This window comes from Burkholderia sp. Ed8 (assembly GCF_040761425.1).
Lineage (GTDB): Bacteria > Pseudomonadota > Gammaproteobacteria > Burkholderiales > Burkholderiaceae > Burkholderia > Burkholderia seminalis.
In genome coordinates, this window is record NZ_CP142886.1 from 3,237,330 (window position 1) to 3,253,949 (window position 16,620).

Below are 16,620 nucleotides of genomic sequence, written 5' to 3' on the forward strand. Positions count from 1 at the left end.
ACTGCCCGGGCAGCGCATTCGAGGCCATCTGGCCCTCCGCCCGGCGGCCCGCCAACACGGCGGCACGCGCCCCAACGCCGCCCGACCGGAATCCAGCATGCTTGCCAGCCAGCTTCGCGAACAACTCGTCGGCGCATGGCGCCTCGTGTCCTACGAAGTCCGCCCGCGCGACGGTAGCGCGACCGCCTATCCGCTCGGCCGCGACGCGCGCGGCTGGATTCTCTATACGCCGGACGGCTACATGTCCGCCCAACTGATGGCTACCGGCCGGCCGCCCTACGCGAACGGCGACCTGCACCACGGCACCGACGCCGAGTACGCGGCCGCCGCCCGCGGCTACATCGCCTATTCCGGCCCCTTTCAAGTGACCGACGACGGCACGCTGACCCATGAAATGGACGTCAGCCTGTTCCCGAACTGGCTCGGCAACGTCCAGCAGCGCGCCGTCATGCTCGACGGCGACCGCCTTCAGCTCGGCACCGCCGCGCCGGTGCGGATCGACGGCCGCGAAGTGGACGCCGTGCTGCTGTGGGTGCGCGCGGGCCGTTGACGCGCGTCACTTGCCGGCCTTCGCGGCCGCCTTCTGCGCGGCCTTCGCCTTCATCTGCCCGAACAGCTCGGAGCACGGCACGTCGCGGTTGTTGCTCGGCGCGATCAGCGGGATCAGCGCCGCGAACGGGTTGATCAGCCCGAGCCCGACCATCGCGCCGGCGCGCAGCGCGAGCGCGGTCGCATCGACGCCGACCTTCGGGTCCTTGAACGTCCCCTTCGCATACAGCGGCGAGCGCAGCGAGAAGATCCGGAACCCCTTCGTATGCGGGTGGATCTTCAGGTCGAGCGATTCGTCGCGCAGGCTGATCGGGCCGTCGACGTTGATCAGCGCATCGTCGGTATCGAGCGCGAACACTTTCGGGTCGAGCATGCCGTTGGTCGCGACGAAATCGATCGCCGCGCAGTTGATCTTCACGTCGTTGTTGCCGAACAGCTTCTCGTAGACGACGTTGGCCACGTTCAGCCCCGCCGCTTCCATCAGCAGGCGACTGATGCGGCCGTCCGTCACGAGCGCCTTCACTTCGCCGTTCGACGTCGCGGCGAGCGCTGCCGGCGAGTTGCCGGTCGCCGACAGCGACGCGTCGCCGTTGATTTCGCCGAGCGCCGACTGCATGACCTTCTGCGTCGGGAACAGTTGCTTGAGCTTCAGGTGCCGCGCGGCCACCGTGAAACGGCCCTTCAGCGGCGTGCCGCTGCCGTCGAGATGCGCGGTCGTCGCGAGCGTGCCGCCCGCGACGCCGAACTGCAGCGGCTCGAGCGACAGCACGCCGTCCTGCATCAGGATGTGCGTATACAGGTTCGTGATCGGCAGGTTCGAACTCTTGACCAGCTTGCGGCCCGTGAACTTGACGTCCGCGTCGAGCGCCCGCCAGCGGTCGGTCCGGAACGTCTCGACCGGCAGCACGCGGCCCGGCGGCTGATGCGTCGTGTCGCCGCGCTTGGCCTTGCTCGCGGCCGTATCGGCACCGATCACCGGCGCGAGATCGGAGAACTGCAGCAGGTTCGACACGAGTTCGCCCGACAGCTTCGGTCGCGGCTCGCGCTGCGCATACGTGAGCGTGCCGCCGAGATCGCTGCCGCCGACGCGGCCGTTGAAGTTCTCGTAGCGGAACGTGCTCGCGTGCCGCTTGAAGTTGCCGATCAACCGCCCTTCGGTCGCGTAAGGCGGCGTATCGGGCAGCGTGATGCCGGTGAGCGGGTAAAGGTGCGACATCGACGTGCCCTGCAGCCACAGCCGCAGGTCGATCGCCGCGAGATGCATCGGATCGGTCAGCGTACCGACGATCGCGAGCCGCGTATCGCCGGCCTTCACGTCGGCCTGCAGCGGGAACGGCCGCGATGCGTCCTGGATCGCGAGCACGCCGCCGAGCTTGCCGGTCCCGTTGATCGGCACGTTCTTGTAGCGGCCGTCGACCTTCAGCCCGAACGCATAGGTCGGGCCGGACGGCTTCGCGGGCGCCGCGGCGCCGGATGCCACGGCAACCGTCGATGCGGAAGAAGCAGAAGAAGCGGACGAACCGGACGCCGCCGAAGCGACGGAAGCCGCAGCCGACGCGCCCGTCGCCGATGCCGCACTCGCCGCCTGCGCGCCGGAAGCGCTCGATGCGGCTTCCGCATTGGCCTTCGCGCTCAACTGCGCGGCGCCATGCTTGCCGACACGCTGCGCGGACGCCGCGCGCGACGTCTGCTCCTGCTCCTTGAGCACGTCGCCGAGCGGGATCGGCTGGCCGAGCGTATCGATCGCGACGGTCAGGTCGGCCTTCGTGATCGCATCGCGATACGTGACGGTGCCCTTCGCGAAGCCGAAGCTGTCGAGCCGCACCTTCCACGGCGACGGCTGCGACGATTGCTTGAACTGGAAGGTCCACGTGTTGCGGCCGTCGGCAAGCCGCTCGAGGTCGACAGCCGGATTCACGACGTCGATCGACGGAATGACGATTTCATGCGCGAGCAGCGGCAGGATCGCGAGATCGAAGTGCGCGGCATCGAGCGTGACGAACTTGGGCGACTTCGCCCAGTCGGGGTTGCCGATCTCGAGCTGCGTGGCCGAAAAGCTCGGCCAGGGCACCCATGCGCGCCAGCCGGTCTCGCCGTCGGGGCGACGCCAGCCGACCTTGAGATCGCCGTTGATCGCGAACGGGCGGCCGAGTGCGGCGCTCACCTGTTCGTTGACCCACGGTTTCGCGCGGTTCCAGTCGAACGTGAAGAGAAAGACGCCGGCCGCCGCGATGAGCACCGCGACGATACCGACGACCCATGCAGCCGATTTGCCGATGGCTCGGGTTAGCGTCATGGCGGTTCCGTTGTTGTTCTGAAGTGTTGCCGCGCCATGCCGGACCGCTTGCGTGAACGAACGGCGCACGACACCCGCGGCTTTTCAATCGGTATTATGACGCACGCGATACCGCCTCTTCGGCGCCATTAACGCTTTTTTTCATTTGTGACATGACAGCCCCCACCGGTCTCATCGATGCGCGGCACATCGCGCGGCGCGACGCCAGCAGCGGCAAGACGCTGCTGGCGCCGACCGATTTCAGCCTCGCCGCGGGATCGCGAATTGCTATCACGGGACCGTCCGGCTCCGGCAAGAGCGTGCTGCTGCGCGCGCTCGCGCTGCTCGATCCGCTCGACGGCGGGCAGATCCTGTGGCGCGGCCGCCGGATCCGGCGCGGCGCGATTCCGCGCTACCGGCGCAGCGTCGCGTACGTGCGCCAGCGCCCCGCGCAAATGGACGGCACCGTCGAATCGCAATTGCGCTATCCGTATTCGCTCGCGATCTATCGCGACGTCGCATTCGATCGCGCACGTGCCGAAGCGCTCGCCGCGCAGGCCGGCCGCGGTCCCGACTTTCTCGACAAGCGCGCGAGCGACCTGTCCGGCGGCGAAGCGCAGATCGCCGCGCTGCTGCGCGTGCTGCAGCTCGACCCCGACGTGCTGCTGCTCGACGAGCCGACGTCCGCACTCGATCCCGACTCGGCGCGCGCGATCGAGGCGCTGGTCGGCGCGTGGTTCGACGCGGCACCCGACACGCGCGCCTACATGTGGATCTCGCACGATCCGGCCCAGGCCGCCCGGATCGGCACGATGCGGCTCGTGATGCAGGCAGGCGTCATGCATGTCGCGAACCCGGCGGAGGCGGCGCAATGAGCCCGGCCCTGCAGGACCTGAGCCTCGTCGACGTCGGCATCGCCGCCGCGCTCGTCGCCGTCAACGGCGCGATTTCGGCGGCCTTGTCGCTCGGCCTCGGCCGCAAGCTCGCGCTCGCGGCGGTGCGCACCGTCGTGCAGCTGCTCGCGATCGGCTACGTGCTCGGCTGGGTGTTCGGCCATCCGCACTGGTACGTCGTGCTGCCGCTCACCGCGCTGATGACGCTGATCGCCGGTTTCGCCGGCGCCGGCCGCGGCAAGCGCACATATCGCGGCCAGCGCATCGACAGCATTGCGTCGATCTGGTTCAGCAGCTGGTTCGTCGCGGCGGTCGGGTTGTTCGTCGTGATCCGCATTCATCCATGGTATGCGCCGCAATACGCGATTCCGATCCTGGGGATGATTCTCGGCAATACGCTCACGGGCGTGTCGCTCGGCGTCGAGCGGATGATGGAAGAACTCACCGCGCGGCGCGATCGGGTCGAGACCGCACTCGCGCTCGGCGCGACGCGCTGGGAAGCCGCGCAGGATGCCGCGCGCCAGGCCGTACGCGCGGGCATGCTGCCGACGCTGAACCAGATGGCCGTCGTCGGCGTCGTCAGCCTGCCGGGGATGATGACGGGCCAGGTGCTGGCCGGCCAGTCGCCGCTGCAGGCCGTGCGCTACCAGATCGTGATCATGTTCCTGATCGCCGCCGCGTCCGCGCTCGGCACCGTCGGCGCGGTACTGATGACCTATCGACGGCTGTTCTCGGCCGATCACCGCTTTCTCGCGTCGCGGCTCGAAGAGCGCGCGCCCTGACCGGCCCGGGTACCGCGCGGTGCGTTCGCGCGCCGGACGGTCAGCGCGCGACGCGGCGCTTGCCGATCGCCTGCCGCAACGCGGCCGCGACGTCCGCCTCGGGTGCGAGCCCGTCGACCGACGCGACGAGCCGCACCGCGCGCGGCGTCGTCACATAAGCCTGCGCGCCGACATAACCGCCGCTGCCGGCCGAACGCGTCGTCACGACGAGCGCCTGCGGCGCGCGTGCGCCGAGGTCGGCCGTGAACGCATCGGTGACCGTACCGTCGCGCGCATGCAGCGTGCCCGTCACGTAATCGTCGGTATCGAAGCCCGGGGCGGCGTGCGCGGTCGAGTACACGCGTACCGCGTAGCTGCCGGTCGAGCACGGTTCGAGTGCGCCGCTCGACACGACGGCTACCTGCTGCCGCGACGGCAGCCCGACCTTCTTCACGAAACTGCAGTCGTCGGCCGCGTGCGCATGCACGGCGACGAACGCAATGGCAGACAGCAGCACGCGCATTCGAGGTTTCATCGGAATCGTTACGGGGAGGAAAGGAAGCGGGTGAACGTCACGCGACAGCTGCATGACGTCACGCACGGCCGCCGCACGGCAGCGGCACCGTCCCGCGAAGAAGATGACGGGAAAACATCGCGACGCCTGCACGCAGCGCTCATGCGCCGCCCCGCCCACGCCACCCGTCGAATCCGTTGCGCGCGCACCGGGCGAAACGCCGGCCCGCGCGCGCCGTTCAGCGCTTGATCGACACCGTCACCTTGGTGCCGTCGCTCATCGTCACGGATTTCGATCCGCCGTTGGTCGGAATCGACACCCACTTCACCTGGCTGACCGACACGACGTCCGGGCATTGCAGCGACTTGCCGCCGGCCGTCACGCTGCGCGTGCCCTTCGGCGCGGCCGCCTGGAAGCTCAGCTGCACGTTGGCGACGCCCTTCGCGTCGACCGACGGCGCGAGCCGTACCTGGGTCTGGCGCACCATCGCGCCGTTCGCGTCGCGCGGCAGGGTGTCGGCGTTCGGGCAGCCGTCCGGCATCGCGACCGCCCCGCTCGGCGGCACCGACTTCCAGTTGAAATCGTCCGTCTCGCCCGAGCGGATCTTGCGCGTCTCCTGCGTATTGCCGAAGGTCTTCGAATCGACCTTGACGGTGTATTCGAGCTGTCCGGTACCGCCGCCCTTCAGGCTGCCCTTGACCGGCGGCGCCGCGAATACGCTCGCGCTGACGCACGCCGCCGCGAACACGACCGACCACGATGCGGCGACTGACAAGCTGCGTTGGCTCATGCTGACCTCCTTGTAATGCGGCGGCACGCGCGTGCCGCGCGGTTTTCGATGCATGATGCGCTGCCAGTCTACCGCCAAGCTCGATGCAATGCGCCGCAAACGCATCGGGTGTTACCCCGCTTGCGTTCGCGGCGCCGCAACCTTATGCGCGCGACGGAATCAGAAACCGCTCAGCACGAGCTTGCCGATCGCGCGGCCGCCCTCGAGCAACTGGTGCGCGCGCCGCACGTTCGCCGCGTTGATCGTGCCGAGCTGTTCGCCGAGCGTCGTGCGCAGCGTGCCGCCGTCGACGAGCCGCGCGACTTCGCCGAGGATCCGGTGCTGCTCGATCATGTCCGGCGTCTCGAACATCGCGCGCGTGAACATGAACTCCCAGTGAAACGCGGCGCTCTTCGCCTTCAGCAGTTCGACCGGCACCGGCTTGTCGTTCTCGACGATCGTGCAAATGCCGCCCTGCGGCCGGATGACTTCCGCGGCGGCAGGGAAATGACGATCCGTGTCGTTGAAGATCAGCACGTAGTCGACGTTCGGATGGCCGGCCTCGCGCAACTGCGCCGGCAGGTCGCCGAAATGGTCGACCACCGCGTCGGCGCCGAGCGCGCGCACCCAGTCGGCCGACGCCGGCCGCGACGCGGTCGCGATCACGTGCAGCTTGCCGAGCGTCTTCGCGAGCTGGATCGCGATCGACCCCACGCCGCCCGCGCCGCCGATGATCAGCACCGACTTGCCGGCGTCCGCGCCCTGCGGCGACACGCGCAGCCGGTCGAACAGCGCTTCCCACGCGGTCAACGCGGTCAGCGGCAGCGCGGCCGACGCAGCGAAGTCGAGCGTGCGCGGCTTCAGCGCGGCGATCCGTTCGTCGACCGTATGGAATTCGCTGTTCGCGCCGGGCCGCGTGATGCTGCCCGCGTAGAACACCTCGTCGCCGGGGCGAAACAGCGTGACGTCGGCGCCGACCGCGACGACCGTGCCGGCCGCATCCCAGCCGAGCACGCGCGGCGTCTCCTCGACCTGCGGCTTCGGCGCGCGCACCTTGGTGTCCACCGGGTTCACGGAAATCGCCTCGACCTTCACGAGCAGGTCACGCGGGCCCGGCACGGGCTGCGGCAGTTCCACGTCAAGCAAGGCTTGCGGGTCGTCGATCGGCAGATAGCGGGTCAGTCCAACGGCTTTCATCTCGATACTCCTTTCATGGAATCCGGGCGGGCCGCGGCGCGGCCCCATGAACATCATCGTAGGCAACCCGATCCTTCGAGAAAACCGCTATATTTCCTGAAACATTTTCAGGAATTTCAGAATAATGGCGTCCGATCCGATTCCGGCACCCGACAAGCCGCTCGACCTGCTCGACGTCGCGCTGTTCGTGCGCGCGGCGCTGCTCGCGAACGTCACGGCGGCCGGCCGCGAGTTCGGCGTGTCGGCCGCCGTTGCCAGCGCGCGCATCGCGCAGCTCGAACGCCAGCTCGGCGCACGGTTGCTGCACCGCACCACGCGCCGCATCAGCCTCACGCAGGACGGCGAAATCTTCATGGCGCGCGCCGACGCGCTGCTGTCGGCCGCCGACGCCGCGCGCGCCTCGGTCGGCCATGGCCGCAGCGAGCCGTACGGGCGGCTGAAGGTGTCGATGTCGTCGTCGTTCGGCCGCCAGCACGTCGCGCCGGTGATTCCCGCGTTCCTGCGCCGCTATCCGTCGGTATCGCTCGACCTGCGGCTGTCCGACGAGATCGTCGATCTCGTCGACGACGGCTACGACGTCGCGATCCGCCTCGGCGCGCTGAAGGACTCGACGCTCGTCGCGCGCAAGCTCGCTACCAACCGCCGCGTGCTGTGCTGCTCGCCCGCGTATCTCGCCGAGCGCGGCACGCCGCGCCATCCGGCCGACCTGACGCAGCACGAATGCGTGATCCTCGGCGACCAGCGCGACTGGTCGTTCGCGACACCGCAAGGCCCGCTGACCGTGCGGGTCGCCGGCCGGCTCGTCGCGAGCAACGGCGAGGCGATCCGCGAAGCGCTCGTCGACGGCTTCGGAATCGCGATCAAGTCGACCTGGGACGTCGGCCCGCTGCTCGCGAGCGGCACGCTCGTCACGGTGCTCGACGACTATCCGTTCGCGGACGAGGTGGCGATCTGGGCCGTCTATCCGAGCCGCGCGCACGTGCCGTTGAAAACGCTCGCGTTTATCGCGTTCCTCGCCGAGCATTTCGGCGATCCGCCGTACTGGGATCGAGCGGACGGGCGATAGGCATCGATGTCCGCGCGCGTGCCGCGGCGTTGCCGCTTCGATTCCGGCCCCCGGAACCGAAACGGCCGCGTCCGCCCCGCCCCCGCCAACCGGCTACAATGGCGCGTTCGCCACGCAAGGGCCCGACGCCGGACGGGGCCCGCATCGGCAGGCGGCCGCCCGTTGGCCGCACACGCATTTCATTTGCTTTCCAACCACTCGTCATGACCCACAATCTCGTCATCCAGAGTCTTGCGCCGCTGTCGGACACCCATCACAAACCGCTGCTCGCGCTGTCGCGCGGCACCCGCATCGTGCAGACCGACGATCACGCGCTGCGCATCGAAAACGCGAACCCGGCGCAGCGCCTCGACATCGACGCGTATTGCGGCACGCACGCGCTCGATTTCGGGTTCGTCGAGGCCGGCCGCACGCTCGGCGACTTCGGGCTCGCCGTGATGGACATGGACTCGACGCTGATCACGATCGAATGCATCGACGAGATCGCCGATTTCTGCGGGCTGAAGACGCAGGTCGCCGAGATCACCGAAGCGTCGATGCGCGGCGAGATCCGGGACTTCAACGAAAGCCTCACGCGCCGCGTCGCGCTGCTGGCCGGGCTCGACGCGCGGGCGCTCGAACGCGTGTACGAGGAACGGCTGCAACTGTCGCCGGGCGCCGAGACGATGCTGGCCGGCGTGAAGGCCGCCGGCATGAAGACGCTGCTCGTGTCGGGCGGCTTCACGTTCTTCACCGAGCGGCTGAAGGCACGTCTCGGCCTCGACTACGCGTACGCGAACACGCTCGAGATCGTCGACGGCAAGCTGACCGGCAAGGTGCTCGGCGAGATCGTCAACGCCGACGTGAAGGCGCGCCTGCTGCGCGACACGTGCGCGTCGCTCGGCCTCGAGCCGAGCCGCGCGATCGCGATGGGCGACGGGTCGAACGACCTGAAGATGATGGCCGAAGCGGGGCTCTCGGTCGCGTTTCACGCGAAGCCGGTCGTGCGCGACGCGGCGACGGTCGCGTTCGACCATGTCGGCCTCGACGGGCTGCTGCGGCTGTTCTGATCGCGCCGCACCCCCCATGAAAAACGCCGGCGCGATCGTGCATCGCGCCGGCGTTTCGTTTTTCCGCGGGTCGTCGGACCGGCGATCAGCCGAGTACGTCCTGCAGCGCGCGCTCGATGTCCGCGCGCAAGTCGGCTTCGTCCTCCAGACCGACGTAGAAACGCACCAGCGTGCCGCGATGCGGCCAGTCCGGGCGCATCGACGCGACGTCGTAAGGCATCGCGAGGCTGCATGCGCCGCCCCAGCTCCAGCCGATCGCGAACAGGTCGAGCGACTCGACGAAGCGATCGATCTGCTCCGCGCTGTAGCGTTCGTCGAACACCACCGAGAACAGCCCGCCCGCGCCCGTGAAATCGCGCACGAACGACGCGTGCCCCGGGCAGTCGGCGATCTGCGGATGCAGCACCACCGCGATCTCCGGACGCGCCTTCAGCCATTGCGCGAGCGCGAGCGCGCTCTTGCTGTGCGCATCGAAGCGCACCTGCATGCTCGGCAGGCTGCGCAGCACGAGCGAACAATCGTCGACCGACACGCCGATCCCGCAGCGCATCCGCGCGAGCTTCAGTTGCGCGTGCAACGCCGCGTCCGCGGTGATCGTCGCGCCCATCAACACGTCGCTGCCGCCCGACTGGTACTTGGTCAGCGCCTGCACCGAAATGTCGACGCCGTGCTCGAACGGCTTGAACGCGAGCCCGGCCGAGAAGGTGTTGTCGATCGCGGTGACGATGCCGCGCGCCTTCGCGGCCGCGGTGATCGCCTGCACGTCGGGCACTTCCATCGTTACCGAGCCGGGTGCCTCGATCCAGATCAGCCGCGTGTTCGGCTGGATCAGGTCGGCGATGCCGGCGCCGATCAGCGGATCGTAGAAGCGCGCGGTGATGCCGAAATCCTTCGCGAGCCAGTTGCCGAAATCGGCGTTCGGGCCGTACACGTTGTGCGGAACCAGCACGTCGTCGCCCGCTTTCACGATCCCGAAGTAGACGTTCATGATCGCCGCGAGCCCCGACGGCTGCAGCAGCGCATGCGCGCCGCCCTCGATCTCGGCGAGCCGCTGCGCGAGCGCGAGCGACGTCGGCGTGGCATGCAGCCCGTAGCGCCACTGGTTGTCGTTGTGCCAGACGAGCGCGCGCATCGTCGCGAGATCGGGGAACACGACCGTCGACGCGCGCGCGACCGGCGGCACGAACGACCGGAAGCCTTCCGGAATGACGTCGTCGGGTTGAACGATGCGGGTTTGCAGCGCGCGCTTGGGGGTGGATGCAGTCATGTCGGGAAGCCGGGCACGAGGCCGTTCGGTTGCGGAATATGCCGCTAGATTAGCCAAAATCGGCGCGCTTGGCCCGGTACAATGCGCGCCGCGCCCGCCGAGCCAGCGCGCGCTCAGTCGTCGGTGCGCAGGTTCACGACGCCGCCCACCGTCTCGATTTCCCGCACGCGGCCGTCGCGCACCTGCAGCGCCGCGCGCTTGCCCGGTGCGAGATGCAGCACGACCGGCTGCGGGTCCGACTCGTCCGAGTTCATCCGGTCGGCCTTCAGGTCGCCCGTCGCGTCGAAGCGGCCGATCCACACGCCGGTGATGTTCGTGCCGTCGTTCGACTCCTCGATCTCGAGTGTGTCGCCGTCGCGATCGCCCGCCAGCAGCACGACCTCGCCGGTATCGGCGAACTGGTACTCGCCGTGCACGCCCTCCTCGTCCGTCTTCGGGCCGAGATGCACGACGATCGGCCGGTCGCCGAGCGTGCCTTCGTAGCGCGGCAGGCGGGCAAACTCGGGATTCGGCTTCAGCGGCCGCGCCGGTGCCGGTTCATCCTGCTGCACGCCCGGCGCGACGGCCTGCGCCGCGACCACGCGCGGCATCGCGAGGCCCGCGGCCAGCGCGCCTGCGACGACAAGCACCCGTTGCCATTCCGAATATCGACCCACCTTGTGTTACTCCTTGCTTCAGATTCGCTCGAAAATCGCGGCGACGCGCCGCCCGTCGTACGAAACCACGGCCGGCGCGCGTATTTCGCGTCAGCCCTGCATCAGGCGCGCGACCGCATCGCGGTGCGGAATCGGCGCGACCGCGCCGTAGCCCGTCGTCGACAGCGCCGCCGCCGCGTTCGCGTAACGTGCGGCCGCGAACGGATCGTCGCCCGCGACGATCCGCGCGACGAAGGCGCCGCCGAAACAATCGCCCGCGCCCGTCGCATCGACGGCCTCGACGGTGAAGCCCGGCACGACGCGCCGCTCGCTCGGCGTCGCGACATACGCGCCTTCCTTGCCGAGTTTCAGCGCGACGACCTGCGGCCCGTGTTCGAGCATCGCGTCGACGATCGCATCGCGATCGTTCGCGCCCGTCAGTGCGGTGACGTCGTCCCAGCTCGGCAGGCAGATGTCCGTCTGGCGCAGCGCCTCGCGCATCACCGCGCGGGCCCGCGGCAGCGGCCACAGCTTCAGGCGCAGGTTCGTGTCGAAGCTGACCTTCGCGCCGTGGCGGCGCGCATGGTCGATCGCCGCGAACGCCGCGTCGCACGCGGCCGTGCTGATCGCCAGGCTGATGCCCGACAGGTGCACGGCCTTCGCGGCCGCGAGCGCGTCGAGCGGCAGGTCGGCCGCCGCATAACGGCTCGCCGCGGAACCCGCGCGCAGATAGTCGAACTGGTGACCGTCCGCGCCATGCGTGACGAAATACACGCCGGTCGGTGCCGTGCGGTCGATCCGCACGTACGTCGTGTCGACCTGTTCCGCCCGCCACATGCCGGCCAGCAGCCGGCCGAACGGATCGTCGCCGATCGCCGACACGAAGCCCGTCGACGCGCCCTGGCGCGCCGCCGCGATGCAGAAGTTCGACGTGTCGCCGCCGAAGCCCTGCAGGAATTCGGGACGGCCCGGCTGCGACTGGTTGAATTCGATCATCGCCTCACCGAGCGCGAGGATCTCCGGAAAGGCGGCGGCCATCGCTTACACCTCGCCCCACAGATCGTGACCGTCCGCGCCCGTGATCTTCACGGACACGAAATCGCCGACCTTGTAGCGCTTCGATGCCTTCGCCGCCGGTTCGACATAGACGACGCCGTCGATCTCCGGCGCGTCGGCCGCGGTGCGGCCGATGCCGCCTTCCTCGCTGACTTCGTCGATCAGCACCTTGAGCGTCTTGCCGACCTTGCGCTGGATGCGATTCGCCGACACTTCCTCGGCGACTTCCATGAAGCGCGCGCGGCGTGCCTCGCGGACGTCGTCCGGCAGCGCGCCGTCGAGTTCGTTCGCGGTCGCGCCTTCGACCGGCGAATACGCGAAACAGCCGACGCGGTCGAGTTCCGCCTCGCGGATGAAGTCCAGCAGCGTTTCGAACTGCTCTTCCGTCTCGCCGGGGAAGCCCGCGATGAACGTGCTGCGGATCGTCAGGTCCGGGCAGATCTCGCGCCACTTCTGCACGCGCTCGAGCACCTTCTCGGCGTTCGCCGGGCGCTTCATGCGCTTCAGCACCTCGGGGTGCGCGTGCTGGAACGGCACGTCGAGGTACGGCAGCACGTGGCCCTTGAACGGACCTTCGGCCATCAGCGGAATCACTTCGTCGACGCTCGGATACGGGTACACGTAGTGCAGGCGCACCCACGCGCCGTACTGTGCGGCGAGTTCGCCGAGCGCGGCGACCAGGTCGGTCATGCGCGTCTTGATCGGCTTGCCGTTCCAGAAGCCCGTGCGGTACTTCACGTCGACGCCGTAGGCGCTCGTGTCCTGCGAGATCACGAGCAGTTCCTTCACGCCCGACTTGAACAGGTTCTCGGCTTCCAGCATCACTTCGGCGACCGGACGCGACACGAGGTCGCCGCGCATCGACGGGATGATGCAGAACGTGCAGCGGTGGTTGCAGCCTTCGGAAATCTTCAGGTATGCGTAGTGACGCGGCGTGAGCTTGATGCCGGCGGCGGGCACGAGATCGGTGAACGGGTCGTGCGGCTTCGGCAGGTGCGAATGCACGGCCTGCATCACTTCGCCCACCGCGTGCGGGCCGGTGACGGCGAGCACCTTCGGATGGACTTCCTCGATCAGGTTCGAGCCGCTCGCGCTCGACTTCGCGCCGAGGCAGCCGGTGACGATCACCTTGCCGTTCTCGGTCAGCGCTTCGCCGATCGCGTCGAGGCTTTCCTGCACGGCTTCGTCGATGAAGCCGCAGGTGTTCACGACGACGAGGTCGGCGCCGTCGTAGGTGCCGGAGATTTCATAACCTTCGGCGCGCAATTGCGTGATGATCTGTTCGGAGTCGACGAGCGCCTTGGGGCACCCGAGGGATACGAACCCTACTTTGGGGGATTGGGACATCTGGAATGTGGGGGCGTGGCAGCAAAAGCGTGAGTTTACAGCGATTTAGGGGTGGCGAGGCAAAACAGGCGGTCGGCGACGGCGTCGACCGTCAAATCGGCGGCACGACGCGTCAACGGCCTGTCATGCGAGGCGGCTTGATGCGTCCCTTTTCACTCTGAAACAATCGCCTGCCCACCGTTGCTCGCCGGCAGACCTCGGCGCGATGCGCCATCGAAGACGTCCGGGCCCGACAATCGCGTTCAGGTGACCTGCACGTTCAACGGGTGCATCCCGGCGGCGATGTCCCCGCCACGCACCATCGCTCAACGCGCATCGGAAAATATGAAAAACTTCACGTTCGCCGCGCTCGACGCAGGTCAGGTCGACCGACCGTCGAGCCGGCGCCCGATCTTCCGCGTTCATCCCGCCCACACGAAAGGACGTTTCATGTCAGTACGCCGTTTGATATGCGCCGGGCTCTCGTTGTGCCTGTTGATTGCAGGCACCGCGATGGCCCAACCCGTCGAGGTCGCGGGCTTTACCCACGTGCGCTCCCTGGGCGGCATCGACGAATACCGCCTGGATGCCAACGGCCTCACCGTGCTGGCCCTGCCCGATCCCGCTGCGACGGTGGTCAGTTTCCAGGTGCTGTACCAGGTGGGTTCACGCAACGAGGCCGCCGGCACGACCGGCGACACCCACCTGCTCGAGCACCTGATGTTCAAGGGCAGCCAGCATTACAACAAGGCGCTCGGCAATTCGCTGAACAGCTACATGGAGCGGGTGGGCGCGACCTTCAACGCAACCACCTCGATGGATCGCACCAACTACTTCGGCACGCTCGGGCGCGACGCGCTGGAAGGCTATATCGCCATCGAGGCCGACCGCATGCGCAACCTCCTGCTGCGTCCGGAAGATCTGGCCAGCGAGATGACGGTGGTACGCAACGAGTACGAGCGGGGCGAGAACAGCCCTGTCACCGCGTTGTTCCAGCAGGTCATGGCCACGGCTTACCAGGCGCACCCCTACCACCATCCCACCATCGGCTGGCGCAGCGACATCGAACATGCGAGCGTGGACAAGCTGCGCCGCTTCTACGACACCTTCTACTGGCCGGACAACGCGGTCGTCATCGTGGTCGGCAATTTCCGGCCGGACCAGGCATTGGGCTGGATCAAGCAGTATTACGGCGGCATCCCGCGCGCGCCCCAGCCCATCCCGGTGGTCACGACCGAGGAACCTCCGCAGCAGGGGCAGCGACGGCTGGTGCTCAAACGCGCCGGCGCGACAGGCAATCTGATCATCGCCTTCAAGGCGCCGCGCGCGCTCGACCCCGATGCGGCGGCCCTGACCGTCCTGGGCCTGGTATTGAGCCAGGGCAAGAGCAGCCGGCTGTATCGCGCACTGATCGACACCGCGGTTGCCACGCATGCCGGCGCCAGCTTCCATGCGCTGCGCGATCCCGGCCCGTTCGTGGTGACGGTCAGCCTGCCGCCCGACGCGAAACACGAGCAGGCCGAGAAAGTCGTCTGGACCGAACTGGAGCGCGTCAAGACCGAGGGCGTCACGCGCGACGATATCCAGCGGGTGCTGGGCCCTTACCGGGCCGATCAGATCTACCAGCGTGACGGCGTCGGCTTGACGTCCGCCCGATTGGGCCGGGCGGTCTCGCTGGGCGACTGGACACGGTTCGTCACCGAGCTCGAAGAACTGGAGAAGGTGACGCCCGCCGATGTGCAGCGCGTCGCCCGAAAGTACCTCGTTGAAAACCAGAGCACCACCGGCTGGTTCGTCCCGGAGAAATCGTCATGAAGCAGGCTCGTTTCAATCATCTGCGGACGTGGTTCGTGTGGTTCGCCGTGCTGTGGCTGCCTGTTGCCGCTCAGGCGGGCATCGCCGATCGCGTCGTGCGCACCCAGGCCGGCAGCATCGCGCTGCTGACCTATTCGATGTCGCCGCGGGAAATGGTGTCCATTGCCGGGGTGATGCCGCTGGGCGATGCCGATACGGCCAGCAAGGCAGCCAATCCCGCCGTGCCGTTGCTGACGGGCATGTTGCTGCAGGAGGGCAGCACCCGTCGCGACAAGGTGGCGATCTCCGCGCTGCTGGAGAGCCTGGGCGCCCAGTTGTCGTTCCGGACCGACGGAGGCTATGTCGGCATCTACGGCCAAAGCCTGACCAAGGATTTGCCGACGCTGATCGACCTGATGGCCGAGCAGTTGCGCCGGCCGGCCTTCAAGCCGGAGGAACTGGCCAAGGCCAAGACGCGGCTGGAGGCCGCGGTCCGCAACGCCGCGGAAAACCCGTCGGTCCGGGCCAGCGAGGCGCTGAACCAGTCGATCTACCCCGCCGCGCACCTCAACGCCCCGGTGCCGCGCGAGCGGATGCTCGAGGCCATCGCCGCCGCCACACTGGACGACATCAAGACCTTTCATCAAGCCTATTACGGGCCTGCACACATGACGCTGGTCGTGGTCGGCGGCGCGGACCCTCGCCGCCTGCAGTCCCTCGTGACCGAAGCGTTCGCGGGCTGGAGCGGCGGCCAGGCGCTCGTGCGGCGGGGGCCGCCGCGCAAGGCAAGTCAGCCCGACATACAGCGCATCGCCATGGGGGACAAGGAATCCATCAGCGTGATGCTGGGTCAGGCCATCGACCTGCGCGCCAACGATGCCGACTACCTGCCGCTCAGCGCGGCCGTCAACATCCTGGGCAACGGCTTCACCGGCCGGCTGATGGCAGGGGTGCGCGATCAGGAGGGCCTGACCTACGGCATCCGTGCCGGCCTGTCCGGGCTCTCGCTGATGGACGGCGGATTCGTCATCACCAGCAGTTTCGCCCCGCCTCTGCTGGACAAGGGCGTCGCCAGCACGCGCCGCATTCTGGACACCTGGTGGAAACAGGGCGTGACGCAGGCGGAACTGGATGCCCGCAAGGACGGCATGATCGGCCGCCATCAAGTCGCCATGGAAACGACCGGGCAGATGGCCGCCATGATCGCCCAGACGGTGCTCCAGGACCGCCCGCTGAGCGACCTGGACACCTATCCCGAGCGCGTGCGCGCGTTGACCGTCGAGCAGGTCAACACCGCCATCCGCGCGTACCTGGACCCCGGCAAGATGACGTTGGTGGAAGCGGGCACGTTTGCGGAGAAATAACCGCAACCTCGCTTCGTTCCGCGCCGCGCCCGGCTTCGGCCGGGCCGCCGCCATCGCACTGCTACGGCTCTCCAACGGGAGGTTCGCTGCAACGCTCGTGGAACA

Annotated in this window: 15 protein-coding genes; 7 read left to right on the plus strand and 8 right to left on the minus strand. The window is 68.2% G+C overall.

The window, feature by feature from the left end; all coding sequences use genetic code 11:
- Positions 1-97: 97 nt before the first annotated feature.
- Positions 98-550: a lipocalin-like domain-containing protein gene (locus tag VXM69_RS28770; RefSeq protein ID WP_034186792.1), complete on the plus strand. Its 453-nt coding sequence runs from the start codon at positions 98-100 to the stop codon at positions 548-550.
- A 6-nt stretch (positions 551-556) separates the two neighbouring features.
- On the opposite strand, the gene VXM69_RS28775 is transcribed toward VXM69_RS28770, so the two are convergent.
- Positions 557-2,845: an AsmA family protein gene (locus VXM69_RS28775; protein WP_367189625.1), complete on the minus strand. Its 2,289-nt coding sequence runs from the start codon at positions 2,843-2,845 to the stop codon at positions 557-559.
- Positions 2,846-2,997: 152 nt separating this feature from the next.
- On the opposite strand from VXM69_RS28775, the gene VXM69_RS28780 reads away from it, so the two are divergent.
- Both VXM69_RS28780 and fetB read left to right on the plus strand, forming a co-directional pair.
- Positions 2,998-3,699, plus strand: a complete 702-nt coding sequence (locus tag VXM69_RS28780) for an ATP-binding cassette domain-containing protein (protein WP_034186790.1) — start codon at positions 2,998-3,000, stop codon at positions 3,697-3,699.
- Entirely contained in the window at positions 3,696-4,499 is an 804-nt protein-coding gene (gene fetB / locus VXM69_RS28785; protein WP_034186789.1) for an iron export ABC transporter permease subunit FetB, read from the plus strand. The genes VXM69_RS28780 and fetB overlap by 4 nt, the downstream gene beginning before the upstream one ends.
- Before the next feature lie 40 nt (positions 4,500-4,539).
- Here the strand turns inward: fetB and VXM69_RS28790 are convergent, their stop codons facing one another.
- The 3 genes from VXM69_RS28790 to VXM69_RS28800 form a co-directional block, all read right to left on the minus strand.
- A complete protein-coding gene (locus VXM69_RS28790) occupies positions 4,540-5,013 on the minus strand; it encodes a PliI family lysozyme inhibitor of I-type lysozyme (RefSeq protein WP_069706229.1) in 474 nt (157 codons plus the stop codon).
- Positions 5,014-5,230: 217 nt separating this feature from the next.
- Entirely contained in the window at positions 5,231-5,782 is a 552-nt protein-coding gene (locus VXM69_RS28795) for a DUF6013 family protein (protein ID WP_034187004.1), read from the minus strand.
- Positions 5,783-5,941: 159 nt separating this feature from the next.
- Positions 5,942-6,958, minus strand: coding sequence for a zinc-binding alcohol dehydrogenase family protein (locus tag VXM69_RS28800; protein ID WP_034186787.1), 1,017 nt, complete (start codon positions 6,956-6,958; stop codon positions 5,942-5,944).
- Between the two features lie 124 nt (positions 6,959-7,082).
- Here VXM69_RS28800 and VXM69_RS28805 point away from each other — a divergent pair, with 124 nt between their 5' ends.
- Positions 7,083-8,024 (plus strand): LysR family transcriptional regulator, encoded by a 942-nt coding sequence (locus VXM69_RS28805; RefSeq protein ID WP_034186786.1) that lies wholly within the window; start codon positions 7,083-7,085, stop codon positions 8,022-8,024.
- Between the two features lie 203 nt (positions 8,025-8,227).
- Positions 8,228-9,073 (plus strand): phosphoserine phosphatase SerB, encoded by an 846-nt coding sequence (gene serB, locus VXM69_RS28810; protein ID WP_034186785.1) that lies wholly within the window; start codon positions 8,228-8,230, stop codon positions 9,071-9,073.
- An 85-nt stretch (positions 9,074-9,158) separates the two neighbouring features.
- Here serB and VXM69_RS28815 read toward each other — a convergent pair whose 3' ends face one another.
- The 4 genes from VXM69_RS28815 to rimO form a co-directional block, all read right to left on the minus strand.
- Positions 9,159-10,340, minus strand: a complete 1,182-nt coding sequence (locus VXM69_RS28815) for a cystathionine beta-lyase (RefSeq protein WP_367189626.1) — start codon at positions 10,338-10,340, stop codon at positions 9,159-9,161.
- A gap of 113 nt (positions 10,341-10,453) precedes the next feature.
- A complete protein-coding gene (locus VXM69_RS28820; protein WP_034186783.1) occupies positions 10,454-10,996 on the minus strand; it encodes a hypothetical protein in 543 nt (180 codons plus the stop codon).
- 90 nt (positions 10,997-11,086) lie between these two features.
- Entirely contained in the window at positions 11,087-12,013 is a 927-nt protein-coding gene (locus tag VXM69_RS28825; RefSeq protein ID WP_124607887.1) for a sugar kinase, read from the minus strand.
- Between the two features lie 3 nt (positions 12,014-12,016).
- Entirely contained in the window at positions 12,017-13,378 is a 1,362-nt protein-coding gene (rimO, locus tag VXM69_RS28830; protein WP_034186781.1) for a 30S ribosomal protein S12 methylthiotransferase RimO, read from the minus strand.
- Positions 13,379-13,702: 324 nt separating this feature from the next.
- Between rimO and VXM69_RS28835 the strand changes: the two genes are divergently transcribed.
- Entirely contained in the window at positions 13,703-15,172 is a 1,470-nt protein-coding gene (locus VXM69_RS28835) for a M16 family metallopeptidase (RefSeq protein ID WP_367189627.1), read from the plus strand.
- Positions 15,169-16,515: a pitrilysin family protein gene (locus VXM69_RS28840; RefSeq protein ID WP_124607886.1), complete on the plus strand. Its 1,347-nt coding sequence runs from the start codon at positions 15,169-15,171 to the stop codon at positions 16,513-16,515. Before VXM69_RS28835 ends, VXM69_RS28840 begins: the two co-directional genes overlap by 4 nt.
- Positions 16,516-16,620: the final 105 nt, after the last annotated feature.

Excerpts from the sequence above, each read along its gene's own strand:
- VXM69_RS28770 (WP_034186792.1), top strand. The coding sequence starts at position 98 with ATGCTTGCCAGCCAGCTTCGCGAACAACTCGTCGGCGCATGGCGCCTC.
- VXM69_RS28775 (WP_367189625.1), bottom strand. The coding sequence starts at position 2,845 with ATGACGCTAACCCGAGCCATCGGCAAATCGGCTGCATGGGTCGTCGGT.
- VXM69_RS28780 (WP_034186790.1), top strand. The coding sequence starts at position 2,998 with ATGACAGCCCCCACCGGTCTCATCGATGCGCGGCACATCGCGCGGCGC.
- fetB (WP_034186789.1), top strand. The coding sequence starts at position 3,696 with ATGAGCCCGGCCCTGCAGGACCTGAGCCTCGTCGACGTCGGCATCGCC.
- VXM69_RS28790 (WP_069706229.1), bottom strand. The coding sequence starts at position 5,013 with ATGAAACCTCGAATGCGCGTGCTGCTGTCTGCCATTGCGTTCGTCGCC.
- VXM69_RS28795 (WP_034187004.1), bottom strand. The coding sequence starts at position 5,782 with ATGAGCCAACGCAGCTTGTCAGTCGCCGCATCGTGGTCGGTCGTGTTC.
- VXM69_RS28800 (WP_034186787.1), bottom strand. The coding sequence starts at position 6,958 with ATGAAAGCCGTTGGACTGACCCGCTATCTGCCGATCGACGACCCGCAA.
- VXM69_RS28805 (WP_034186786.1), top strand. The coding sequence starts at position 7,083 with ATGGCGTCCGATCCGATTCCGGCACCCGACAAGCCGCTCGACCTGCTC.
- serB (WP_034186785.1), top strand. The coding sequence starts at position 8,228 with ATGACCCACAATCTCGTCATCCAGAGTCTTGCGCCGCTGTCGGACACC.
- VXM69_RS28815 (WP_367189626.1), bottom strand. The coding sequence starts at position 10,340 with ATGACTGCATCCACCCCCAAGCGCGCGCTGCAAACCCGCATCGTTCAA.
- VXM69_RS28825 (WP_124607887.1), bottom strand. The coding sequence starts at position 12,013 with ATGGCCGCCGCCTTTCCGGAGATCCTCGCGCTCGGTGAGGCGATGATC.
- rimO (WP_034186781.1), bottom strand. The coding sequence starts at position 13,378 with ATGTCCCAATCCCCCAAAGTAGGGTTCGTATCCCTCGGGTGCCCCAAG.
- VXM69_RS28835 (WP_367189627.1), top strand. The coding sequence starts at position 13,703 with ATGAAAAACTTCACGTTCGCCGCGCTCGACGCAGGTCAGGTCGACCGA.
- VXM69_RS28840 (WP_124607886.1), top strand. The coding sequence starts at position 15,169 with ATGAAGCAGGCTCGTTTCAATCATCTGCGGACGTGGTTCGTGTGGTTC.